General features: G+C 57.0%; 9 protein-coding genes. 2 read left to right on the top strand and 7 right to left on the bottom strand.

The window, feature by feature from the left end; genetic code table 11:
- Positions 1–21 precede the first annotated feature (21 nt).
- Together V1566_RS23140 and V1566_RS23135 are read right to left on the bottom strand one after the other, a co-directional pair.
- A complete protein-coding gene (locus V1566_RS23140; RefSeq protein WP_028014533.1) occupies positions 22–417 on the bottom strand; it encodes a YraN family protein in 396 nt (131 codons plus the stop codon).
- Entirely contained in the window at positions 375–2,522 is a 2,148-nt protein-coding gene (locus V1566_RS23135) for a penicillin-binding protein activator (RefSeq protein ID WP_395304752.1), read from the bottom strand. Before V1566_RS23135 ends, V1566_RS23140 begins: the two co-directional genes overlap by 43 nt.
- A gap of 62 nt (positions 2,523–2,584) precedes the next feature.
- Between V1566_RS23135 and rsmI the strand changes: the two genes are divergently transcribed.
- Positions 2,585–3,448, top strand: a complete 864-nt coding sequence (gene rsmI / locus V1566_RS23130; protein ID WP_023309315.1) for a 16S rRNA (cytidine(1402)-2'-O)-methyltransferase — start codon at positions 2,585–2,587, stop codon at positions 3,446–3,448.
- A gap of 5 nt (positions 3,449–3,453) precedes the next feature.
- Positions 3,454–4,434: a Fic family protein gene (locus V1566_RS23125; protein ID WP_395304751.1), complete on the top strand. Its 981-nt coding sequence runs from the start codon at positions 3,454–3,456 to the stop codon at positions 4,432–4,434.
- A 19-nt stretch (positions 4,435–4,453) separates the two neighbouring features.
- Here V1566_RS23125 and V1566_RS23120 read toward each other — a convergent pair whose 3' ends face one another.
- The 5 genes from V1566_RS23120 to V1566_RS23100 form a co-directional block, all read right to left on the bottom strand.
- Positions 4,454–6,343: an enterotoxin gene (locus tag V1566_RS23120; RefSeq protein WP_395304750.1), complete on the bottom strand. Its 1,890-nt coding sequence runs from the start codon at positions 6,341–6,343 to the stop codon at positions 4,454–4,456.
- Between the two features lie 17 nt (positions 6,344–6,360).
- Positions 6,361–7,533, bottom strand: coding sequence for a MalY/PatB family protein (locus tag V1566_RS23115; RefSeq protein WP_395304749.1), 1,173 nt, complete (start codon positions 7,531–7,533; stop codon positions 6,361–6,363).
- 12 nt (positions 7,534–7,545) lie between these two features.
- Positions 7,546–9,117 carry a maltose/glucose-specific PTS transporter subunit IIBC gene (gene malX, locus V1566_RS23110; protein ID WP_395304748.1) on the bottom strand — a complete coding sequence of 524 codons (1,572 nt, stop codon included), beginning with the start codon at positions 9,115–9,117 and terminating at the stop codon, positions 7,546–7,548.
- 116 nt (positions 9,118–9,233) lie between these two features.
- Positions 9,234–10,106: a tagatose-bisphosphate aldolase subunit KbaY gene (gene kbaY, locus V1566_RS23105; RefSeq protein ID WP_395304747.1), complete on the bottom strand. Its 873-nt coding sequence runs from the start codon at positions 10,104–10,106 to the stop codon at positions 9,234–9,236.
- Positions 10,107–10,118: 12 nt separating this feature from the next.
- Positions 10,119–11,267, bottom strand: coding sequence for an SIS domain-containing protein (locus tag V1566_RS23100; protein WP_395304746.1), 1,149 nt, complete (start codon positions 11,265–11,267; stop codon positions 10,119–10,121).
- Between the last annotated feature and the right edge of the window lie 10 nt (positions 11,268–11,277).

Raw genomic sequence — 11,277 nt, 5'->3', positions numbered from 1 at the left:
GTTATCCCTTTTAAATCTTAATTATGCGTCTTCGCCAAAAGCGTTTTTAAGCCATTCGATCTCATTTCCGGTGAAGGCTATCACATCGAACCGGCAATCCACAGTATCAAAGCTCCCATTATGGCGGGCAAGCCACAAGTGGGCAGTCTGTAATAATTTATGTTGTTTGGCGAGCGTCACGCTGGCGGCAGCACCGCCAAAACGGGAGGACTGTCGAAAGCGGACTTCTACAAACACGATGACCTGACCGTCTTTCATGATCAGGTCGATTTCGCCGCCGCGCCCGCGGACGTTAGCGGCGATGAAGCGCAGTCCTTTGCCTTCAAGCCAGCGACGCGCCTTTAATTCCCACGCATCGCCGGTCTCTTTACGGCTTAACTGGCCGGGACGATTTGCCCCTGCTGGTATTTGAGCCATGATAACTTCCTGTTGATCACGCAGTCCTGAGTCGCGGTCAGATCGCCGGTGTTGCCGTTAAGCTCAAAGCCCGGAACCTGACGCATCTGGGTAAAGTGGTTCGCCAGCGCCCATGCATCGACGCCCATCGCATACAGACGCGCCAGCGAATAATCGTTACGTACGGTACTCAGCGCCTGCTGCATCAGCGCCGGGTTGCTGCCTGCCAGCATCGGGATTTCGCTGTACTGCAGACCATCCATTTCCAGACGGAAATCCGGGCCTGCAGTGCCCTGCGCGCTGCGCGAGCTGGCGTAGAGCGTTGCGCCGCTCTGGCTGCCGTTACGCATCGCGATCATGGGTTTGATAAAGGCGATCTCCTGCGGCGTGGCAACGATATAGGCCGCATCCACTTTACCGCCACCGCTAATCTGAGCGTCGGTAGGAGGGGCAGGGATCGTCAGGCCGCCAATCGTCACGCCCTGCTGCTGTGGCAGGCTCGCGGTGACAGGACTGCCGTTAAGCGCGATACCCGCTCCACCGTTTACGCCCGCGCGCAGTTCAGAGACGGAACCGAATTTCTGCTGCAGCACCACGCCGCCGCCAAGCTTCTGCCACTCATCGGCAAAGGCGTTGGCCACGCGATCCCCCAGCGCGCTGCGTGGGATGAGCAGCAGCGGAGCCTGTTTACCCTGTTCGTGAATATGACGCGCCGCGTCGCGGGCTTCATCTTCAGGGGAAAGTGCGAAATAGCAAATATTGGCCCGGTTCTGAACCTGCTCAGGCTGGTTGAGCGCCAGCACGTTCAGCGTGGTATTGCTCTTCATCAGCTCTTCCACGTTGTTTTTCAGCAGCGGACCGACAACGATGCTCGCCCCGTCCTGTTGAACCTGCGCCAGAACCTGGTCAAGCGGCTGCGAGCTGGTGTCGTAGATTTTCAGCTCAGCGCCCGGGTTGGCGCTGGTGGTTGCCACGGCCTGCGGCTGGGCAGCAGGTTGGGCCGCGGGTTGTCCAGGCTGCTGTTGAGGCTGTTCTGCTGTTGTGCTGGGCGCTGGCGCCGCTTGCGTCTCAGCCGGAGCCTGGGCAGCCGGTGCAGCTGTAGCCGGAGGCGTTGTTGGAGCCGTCACCGGGTTTTGCATCGTACCCTGCGCCGGCGCTTGCGCCGTGGTCAGGTCGCTGGTCTCTGCTGCTGACGGGCTGACAACGTCATTCACGTTAGCCGCCTGAGCCGCCTGCGCGGGAACCGCGCTGCCGGTAACCGACGTCGTGCCGTTTTTCGCTGCCTCAAAGCCCTGCTGAATGGTTCGGCCAAACACCGCCGCCTGGCCGTTGAGCGGCAGAAGCAGGGCGATTTTGCTGGTGGACGCTGGCTTAAAGTTCTGCACGTTCACCAGCTGGGTTGGCAGCATTTTCGCCCCCGGGTTTTGCGGGTAGCGCGTCTGCCAGTCCGTAATACCGGCCTTCAGCATCTTTGGATCGTTGCGGTTGTTAAACCACATCTGCTGCAGATCCAGCCAGCCCTGCAGGACGTTTTCATCGGCGTTGATGACCAGTGCCTGCGCCTGTTCCTGGGTCATAGAGGCAAGCGCTTGCCAGGTGGCATCAATATTTTTCTGCTTGTCGGCACCGCCGAGCAGCGGCTCTTGCGCGACGAGAGCACGGAGGAGCGTGAGGGATGGTCGCCCCTGCTCCGCGGTAATGCCCGCCTGCCAGAAGCGAGCTTGCTGATTTTTATCCAGCGCGCTCAGGTCGGTGTCACCGAGGATCTTCTTCGCGGCGGCGTAATCCTTCAGCGCGACCTTCAGCTCGGCAGAGAGCAGGCTCTGCTCACGACGCTGGGCGTCGTTAAGATCTTTCGGCAACTGGTTAAACAGTTCGGCAGCCTGCTGGGTTTTACCCTCTTTCAGCAGTGCACGAATGGCGAGTAATTGCCAGTTGGTCTTGGTATCATTTGAACTCTGCGACATTTGTTGCAGATAAAAGCCAGAATCAGCCTGAGCAGAACCCTGAAGATGGGCCGTGCTCTGGTCAGGTGCCTGGGTGCCACAGCCTGCAAAGATCAGGGCTGCCAGCAGAAGCGGCACGCTGCGCGTGGCTTTTTTTCGAAGAAACGTTAACGGTACCATACTGTATCCAGTGATTTTTTTTACGCAATGCTCAATATTAAATCGGCAATACGGACGAAACAATGAAACAACACGAAACGGCAGATAATTCTCAAGGCCAGCTTTATATTGTACCTACTCCTATCGGGAATTTATCTGATATTACCCAACGTGCGCTCACCGTACTGCAAGCTGTTGATTTAATTGCCGCTGAAGATACCCGCCACACCGGCCTGCTGCTGCAACACTTCGCGATTAACGCCCGTTTGTTTGCTCTGCACGATCACAATGAGCAACAAAAAGCCGAAACGCTGGTGGCGAAGCTGAAGGAGGGGCAAAACATTGCGCTGGTCTCCGACGCCGGTACGCCGCTGATCAATGATCCTGGCTATCACCTGGTGCGTACCTGCCGTGAAGCCGGTATTCGCGTTGTGCCACTGCCGGGGCCGTGTGCCGCCATTGCTGCGCTGAGCGCGGCGGGTCTGCCGTCTGACCGTTTCTGCTATGAGGGCTTCCTGCCAGCCAAATCCAAGGGCCGTCGCGATGTGTTAAAAGACCTGGAGGCGGAACCGCGCACCCTGATTTTCTACGAATCCACGCACCGCCTGCTGGAGAGCCTGGAAGATATGGTGACCGTCTGGGGAGAGGCCCGCTACGTGGTGCTGGCGCGCGAGCTGACCAAAACCTGGGAAACGATCCACGGCGCGCCGGTGGGTGAACTGCTGGCGTGGGTGAAGGAAGACGAAAACCGCCGCAAGGGTGAAATGGTGCTGATTGTCGAAGGACATAAAGCGCAGGAAGATGCGCTGCCAGCCGACGCGCTACGCACGCTGGCGCTGCTGCAGGCGGAACTGCCGCTGAAAAAAGCGGCGGCATTAGCGGCGGAGATCCACGGCGTGAAGAAAAATGCGCTGTATAAGCACGCGCTGGAGCAGCAGGGGGAGTAATCCAGATGAGCCGCTATCAGCCTCCGTTCACCATCACACCCTTTATCCTCAATCAGGTGGCTGAGATTGGTGAGCTATTGGGGCACTGGGCGGCACACTCAGGTAGAACTTCGCCACTTCTCCGTAAAGAGAACCGTATTCGAACCATTCAGGCCTCGCTAGCCATTGAACACAACTCTCTGACGACAGGGCAGGTGACGGCTATCATGGATGGCAAACGCGTGCTTGCACCTGAAAAAGATATTCAGGAAGTACGTAACGCTATCCTGGCATATGAAAAATTGCCCGAATGGAAGCCCTGGAAGCTCAATGACTTACTCAGTGCGCACCGATTATTGATGATGGGTCTGGTCGATCATCCCGGAAAGCTCAGAAATGGGGACGTAGGGGTGTACCGTGGAAACCAGTTAGTCCACATGGCTCCGCCTGCCTCGCAGATGAACCGCCTTATCGACGATCTTCTTTCCTGGCTTAAGCAAACCGATCTTCACCCGCTGATTGCGAGCTCGGTATTTCATTACGAGTTTGAGTTTATTCACCCCTTTTCGGATGGAAATGGCCGCATGGGGCGGCTGTGGCAAACGCTGATCTTAAGCCAGTGGCGTGCAGAGCTTGCATGGCTGCCCGTTGAGACACTCATTCACTTCCAGCAAGCGCGCTATTACCAAATTTTAGGACAATGCGATCGGGCCAGTGATTGCACGGCATTCGTGGCGTTTATGCTACAAAATCTGGCCGAAGCTTTGCGGGAAAGCATCGATATGACATCCATCATGTCGGAAAAAATGTCGGAAGAATTGTCGGAAAAGGAAAACACTATCCTTGACCTTCTTACCGTTCAACCGCAAATGACTGCGGTGATGTTGGCTTCTGTATTGGGCGTGACTTCCCGCACCGCAGAACGCTATCTCCATTCTTTGCAAACAAAAGGTAAATTAAAACGCCTGGGGGCAAGGAAAGGAGGAAGCTGGCAGGTCATGGCTTAACCTGCCAGCTGAACACTTTTTATTTTTCTGGCACCGCCTCAAACACCAGCGTTTCCAGCGGCTGCAGTGTAATCACCACCGCGTTTTTGTACTCCTCCGGTACGGTTGAATTACTGCCGTACACCGCTTTCAGACTAAACTGCGCCGCGTTTCCTCTCGGGATTTCGAAATCTTTCGCCAAATCCAGGAAGTAGCTTTGCGGCTTATCCGACGGGTTACGCAAGCCGAGAATCGCTTTGTCCTTGCTCCAGGATGCCCAGCCGTAAACCTGCAGCGCGGTTGGATCACCACCAATCCAGTGCGTGTCTACCAGCACGCTGGCGTTATCCCGCGACCATTTCGCCGCCTGCGCCAGGGTATCCCATTTCGCCTTGTTCAACATTGAAGGAGTGATATACAGCTCTTGCAGCTGCGTGCCGGTCGCGAAGTAGCTCCAGACCTGATCGGCAAAATCGCTGTCCGTTTGTACTTTTTCCAGCCCGTAATAGGCGTTTTCCGCGCTGACGATCCCGTGGTACATCAGCGAGTTCAGCGGGAACAGCGGGCCTTTGCGTACAATGGAGCGGTACGTTTCCGCATCGCGGTAGGTCATCCACTGCTGCACCGGTGTGCCGGGGCCGTACAGGTTGATGTCATCGCCCTGGCGCCAGATAGAATCGGCGTAGAACAGCCAGGACGGGCTGGCGTTGGTACCTGTCGTCAGGTTGATAAACAGATTCGGGTTGGCACTGCGCATGTTATGCAGCAGGGCGATAGAGGCGTCAAAATCCGAGGCATACGGGCTGCCCTGGATATGCGCATTGGCATTACCCATCCCGTCCAGCTTGAATGAGGTAATGTGTTCGTTTTTGATAAGCTTAACGATCTGCTCATTGAAGTTCTTAAAGTAGTTCGGCCCTGACAGCGCCAGCTTTCCGTCGACGGTTTCGAACCCATACTCTTTTGCATGCGAGACGCGCACGTCGCGCGGCTTGTTGTAGCCTCCCCACGGCGAGAGCCACAGTCCGACCGAGCTGTGCAGGCTGTCGGCTTTTTCCCTAACCTTGCCAAAACCGTTGCTGAATGCCGGGCCAAACAGCCAGCGCCCGGTAAGGTCGTCCCAGCCGTCGTCCAGCAGGAAGGCGTCCAGCGCCACGCCGCGTCCGGTAATAAATTCCTTATTCCACTCGTCCATCCGCCCCAGCACATCCTGCTCGGTGTATGGATTGAAAAAGCCGATATCCATCCAGCTGTTGTAGTGCAGATAAGGCTTGTACGGCCGTGGACGCACGGCATCAATAAACTGGTTCACGCTGCGGCGCAGCTGGCTGATTTCCGGAAAGGTGCCGAACCAGGTGGTAAAGCTGACCGGCGACTCTGGCTGGATCGGCGATTTCAGCTCTACGTTAAGATTGGTGGTCGCTTCATAGGCGTAAGTGTTAACGATGGGCTTGTCCGGCAAAATAAAGAACGAATCAGCAACGATCGGCGAGCTGTTAATCGCCCCGTCAACATAGGGTGCCTGAGACTGCTTTTGGGTCGGGAAGAAGGTAATTTTCGCCACGTCTCGCGGCTGGCCGACTGCGGCAACGGTGTAGTCGATACTGGCGTATTTTCCCTTCACCAGGTTCAGCTTCACCGTTACGTTAAAGTCCGGATGGGTAAAGTCGACGACAATTGCGTTGTCCTGCTTTTCGACGTGCTTAATGGTGAAATCCGCGGTGTGGATTTTTGTCTCGTCCGGCAGCGTCAGAAAGAACAGCTCCTGCGGCGTGATGGGGTGGTTCGTTTTCTTGTCTTTTACCACTACCGCTGAACTGGCATCGTCAAACGACAGAGCAATATTGTCGTTATCCAGCGCGTAGTTGGCGGCCAGAGCGCCGTGAGAAACAAACAGGGCCAGCATCGAGAGTGTGAGCACTTTTTTCATCAGGGTAAGATTCCTTATTAGTAATGCTTCAGCATTCGGTTGATGGATTGCTCCAGCCAGTAGCGCTGGGTGCCGAAGTTAATCCGCAGGTAGTTTTCGCCGTTTTGCACGTAGTGGCTGCCGTCTTCAATCACGACACCGGCCTGTTGGGCGAAATGTTGGGTCAACGCTGTGGCGCTGCGGTCGTCGGCGCTTACGTCTATCCAGGCCAGATACGACGATTCCGGGTTCATCATCTTCCACGCCGGGAAGTGGGTCTGAATAGCGTCCGCAAGGTAGCGGGCATTCCCTTGCAGGTAGCCGTTCAGCGCGTCGAGCCACGTCAGGCCGTGCTGGTAGGCGAGAATAATCCCCCATACGCCGAACATATTGGGTGAGGTAATCGAGTTCTTCTCAAGCTGCTGGCGGAAGCGCTGGCGCAGCGAATCGTCCGGGATCATGGAGTAGGACGTTTTTAGCCCGCCCAGGTTGAAGGCTTTATTTGGCGACGTCAGCACGATCAGGTTGTCCAGTGCGGCACAGCCCGAGGTCAGACAGCTGACGAATGTGCCGTCCAGAATGTGCTCAGCGTGAACCTCATCGACAACCAGAATCGTGCCGTAGCGTTTACAGAGATCGGAGACCTGGCGTATCTCATCCGCGCGCCAGATCCTGCCCGAGGGGTTATGCGGCGAGCAGAAGAACCACAGTTTTGGGCGGTGGGTTTTGAGCTGATCTTCAACCAGATTAAAATCCAGCTGATAGCGGTTTTGCTTCACTGATAGCGGGTTAGCAAGCACCCACACGCCCTGGCGCTGCGCCGCCATCGCAAACGGATCGTAGACCGGCGTGTTCATCATCACGCTATCGCCAGGCGTGCAGAACGCCTGGACCGTGTAATGGAGCGTGGAGACGGTGCCGTAGGTCAGGGTGATCCACGACTTTTCCACCTCAACCTGATGACGCGTGCGCTGGAAGGCCATCACCGCGTCGTAAAATTCGTCGAAGCACCAGGTATAGCCAAAGGTACCGTGCTCCACGATGCGCTGGAAGCCTTCAATAACGGCCGGTGGAGAGGTGAAATCCATATCTGCGATCCACAGTGGGATAAACCCCTGCGGGACATCACCAAAGCGTGAGCAGACAAACGCATGGTCCCATTTACGGCACTTATCGCTTTTACGCTCGACGATTTTGTCGAAATCAAACACAACAACCCCCTGTTAGGTTAAGGCTTCAATGCCGGTTTTGACGCTTTGCACCTGCGGGCCGATGATCACCTGAACGCTGTGAGCATCCAGCACCACCACCGACAGGGCGCCAGCCGCTTTCAGTGCCTGCTGATCGATAAGCCCCATCTCCTTCACGACCAGACGCAAGCGGGTGATGCAGTTGTCGAGCGACTCGATGTTTTCTTTGCCACCGAGCGCGCGCAGGATAAGCCCGTGATCGTATTTCGATTTTCCACGCGCGCGGGTGTTGGCTTCGACGGCCTGCTGCGTACCCTGCGCGTCCACCTCACGGCCCGGCGTCTTGATATCGTGTTTGAGGATGTACCAGCGGAAGACGAAGAAGTAGATGGCAAACCAGGCGATACCGACCGGGAACAGCAGATACCATTTGGTCGACATCCCTTGCATCACGCCAAAGATCAGCAGATCCAAAATCCCGCCGTCGGTGTTGCCGATGGTTACCCCCAGCAGGGCCATCACCATCAGCGCCAGGCCCGACATCACGATATGGAAGGCGTAAAGCGCGGGGGCGATAAACAGGAACAGAAACTCAATCGGTTCTGAAATACCGGTGACGACGGAAACCAGCACGCCGGAAAGCAGCAGCCCCTTAATCACCGGGCGGTTTTCCGGGCGCGCGGTGCGGTAGATGGCGTACGCCACGGCAGGTAAGCCAAAGATAAAGGTCGGCATAAAGCCTTGTGACAGAAACGCGGTAACGTGCGGGCTAAACGGCAGTCCGGCTTTCAGCTCGGCGTAGAAGATATTCAGCGCGCCGGCCACTTCATGACCGTTGACCATCTCAATGCCGCCTGCCGGCGTGAAGCGCACCATCGCCAGCAGAATGTGGTGCAGACCAAAGGGTTTAAGCAGCAGCACGCCTACGCCGTACAGGAACGGTCCGAAAACGCTGGTGCTCTGAATGATATGGCCAATTCCGGCAATCCCCAGCGCCACGTATTCCCACAACAGTGGGATAAACAGCCCGACCAGCGACAGCGTAAGGGCGGTGATAATCGGCACGAAACGAATGCCGCTGAAAAAGGCAAAGGCATCGTGTAACACGGTGTCCTGAAAACGCTCGTGCAGGAAGTAAGTGATTACCCCCACCACGATGCCGCCCAGCACGCCCATCTCCAGGGTCTGGATCCCCAGCACGATCGATTGCCCAACCTGCCTCATGGTGGCGGCGTCGGCAAGCTGGTGGGTGGCGGTCAGGTAGTAGTTGATGCTCATGTTCATCAGCATATAGCCAACGAACCCGGCAAAGGCGCCCACGGCCTTGTTGCGTTTGGCGAGGCCCATCGGGATAGCCATGGCAAACATCAGCGGCAGATAGGTAAAGGCGAAGCCGCCCACCATGGCGACAAAGCCAAAGGTCAGCTGCGTTAACTCACCGCCCAGAAAGGGAAAACTTTTAATGGTAGAAGGGCTGGTGACGGAGCTACCGATACCCAGCAGCAACCCCATAAAGGCCAGCAGAGAGACCGGGAACATAAACGTCTTTCCCAGGCTTTGGAAAAATTCCCACGCTTTCGATTTAAACGACTTTTCCTGTGTCATGTAGGGACTCCTCGGATTTTTAGGATAATGGAAGGCGCTGTCTGGCTTAAGGACGCGCCTTCATATTTGCGAGGCTTATAGTTATTTTTTTGGTATTGACGTAATGCGCGATGGGATCAGGCTTCGGCAGGAAGCAGGAGCCGATTTGCCGAGCCGCAAACGGCGATCTTGTTTTTGACCACCTCTTTCATGGCGTCCATGCCGACCCGCATGTAGAAGCGCGGATCGTTCCCCTGCGGGTTTTCGGCAAACCAGGCTTTAACCGCGTCAGAGAAGGCAATTTTCAGCTCGGTGGCTACGTTGACTTTGCACACGCCCAGCTCGATGGTGCGGCGCACAAACTCATCCGGCACATCGCTCGCGCCGTGCAGCACCAGCGGTACGGTGACCACTTCGCGGATTTCCGCCAGCCGCTGGAAGTCAATTTTCGGGCGTTTGGTATACAGGCCGTGTGCGGTGCCGATGGCGACGGCAAGGCTATCGACGCCGGTCAGCTCGACGAAGCGTTTCGCCTCCTGCGGATCGGTGAGGAACGCGCTTTCGGCGTCCACGCTCATGTCATCTTCCACGCCACCGAGACGGCCCAGCTCGGCTTCGACGCTGCAGTCGTTGAGGTGGCAGAAATCGACCACCGACTTCACCAGCTTCACGTTTTGTTCAAACGGATAGTGGCTGCCGTCGATCATCGCGCTGCGTACGCCCGCGTTGACCTTGCGGCGAATATCGTCCAGCGATTCGTGATGATCGAGGTGCAGCGCCAGCGGCATGTCGTAGGTGTGGGAGTACGCGCTGCACAAGGCGTAGATCTCTTCCAGCGCAATATGCTTAAAGGTGCCCGGCGTGCCCGCGAGGATCACAGGCGATCGCATTTCGCTGCACGCTTCGAGGATCGCCTGGATCGTCTCCGCGTTGTGGATGTTGAACGCCGGAACGGCGTAGCCTTTTGCCTGCGCGTCCTGCAGAAGATATTTGGTAGAAATAATACTCATGAGCCGATCCTCTTAAGCCTGCCACGGGTGAATAACAACGCCCTGCACTACGCGGTTGACCGTCCCGCTGGCGGATGGCGTATCGGGTGTATTTCCTACGCTGATTGACTGCGTGAGCGCAAAGACCTGGGCATACATCAGGAAGCAGAACGCCAGTTCCATATCGATAAACGGACGTGAAGGCGGCAGCAGAATGTGCGGACCCGCTTCAATGACCGGATCGTTTTCAGCGGTGATGGCGACGACGCGCAGGGCCTGGCGATCGCGGCGCAGCTCGGCCAGCAGATCCAGATCGTACTGACGCGTATACGGATGGCTGGAGATAAACACCACCACCAGCGTTTCGCTATCGACCAGAGATTTAGGCCCGTGACGGAAGCCCGTCGGGGAGTCGTAAAACGCCGCCAGCTTGCCCGCCGTAAGCTCCAGCACCTTCAGCGCCGATTCGCGCGCCGCGCCCTGCAGGCCGCCGCTTCCCAGATAGACAACGCGTTTCCACGCTTCATTGCCAAAGACGCCGTGACTGAAATCACCCAGAGCAGTGAGGATCGCCTGGCAGCGATCGGCGACGTCGCGGAAGGCGTGGCTATTGATCGTTTCCGGGGCGAATACGGCCAGACAGCTCGCCATCATGGTGGTAATGCTGCTGGTCATCGCGAACCCGCGATCGTGCGTTTCGGCAGGCATCAGCAGGGCCAAGGCGTTATCGCTGTCGACGGCGTTCTGGTACAGGCTCCCCGCCTCGTTGCAGGTAATCGACAGGTGGTAGCACTCCGGCACGAACTGGTTTGCCAGCTCAACGGCCGCGACGCTTTCCGGGCTATTGCCGGAGCGGGCAAACGAAATTAGCAGCAGCGGATGCGCAGGGCTGAAGTAGTCCATCGGGTTCGTGACCAGATCGGTTGTCGGGACGGCAGTGAAGTTTTTCCCGGTGTAGCTCGCGAGCCAGGGAGAAACAATATCGCCGATAAAGGCGGACGTGCCCGCGCCAGTCAGGACGATCCGCAGATCGTCCTTGCGCAGCAGCGGCGTCAGGAAACTGTCGATCGAAGCACGCAGGTTATCGATGTTGTTGAGCGAGCGGATCCAGCTGGCAGGCTGCTGGCGGATCTCTTCCTCGGTCCAGGTGCCGGTTGTCGCGGCGGTAGTGGTTTGTGGCATAACTCAGTCC

This window comes from Enterobacter sp. ECC-019 (genome assembly GCF_043974075.1).
Classification (GTDB): Bacteria; Pseudomonadota; Gammaproteobacteria; order Enterobacterales; family Enterobacteriaceae; genus Enterobacter; species Enterobacter asburiae_D.
The sequence above is the reverse complement of the archived record's forward strand: the minus strand, read 5'-3'. Positions and strand labels throughout refer to the sequence as shown.

Bases quoted from the DNA above. Each gene is read 5' to 3' on its own strand.
- V1566_RS23140 (WP_028014533.1), bottom strand. From the start codon at position 417: ATGGCTCAAATACCAGCAGGGGCAAATCGTCCCGGCCAGTTAAGCCGT.
- V1566_RS23135 (WP_395304752.1), bottom strand. From the start codon at position 2,522: ATGGTACCGTTAACGTTTCTTCGAAAAAAAGCCACGCGCAGCGTGCCG.
- rsmI (WP_023309315.1), top strand. From the start codon at position 2,585: ATGAAACAACACGAAACGGCAGATAATTCTCAAGGCCAGCTTTATATT.
- V1566_RS23125 (WP_395304751.1), top strand. From the start codon at position 3,454: ATGAGCCGCTATCAGCCTCCGTTCACCATCACACCCTTTATCCTCAAT.
- V1566_RS23120 (WP_395304750.1), bottom strand. From the start codon at position 6,343: ATGAAAAAAGTGCTCACACTCTCGATGCTGGCCCTGTTTGTTTCTCAC.
- malX (WP_395304748.1), bottom strand. From the start codon at position 9,117: ATGACACAGGAAAAGTCGTTTAAATCGAAAGCGTGGGAATTTTTCCAA.
- kbaY (WP_395304747.1), bottom strand. From the start codon at position 10,106: ATGAGTATTATTTCTACCAAATATCTTCTGCAGGACGCGCAGGCAAAA.
- V1566_RS23100 (WP_395304746.1), bottom strand. From the start codon at position 11,267: ATGCCACAAACCACTACCGCCGCGACAACCGGCACCTGGACCGAGGAA.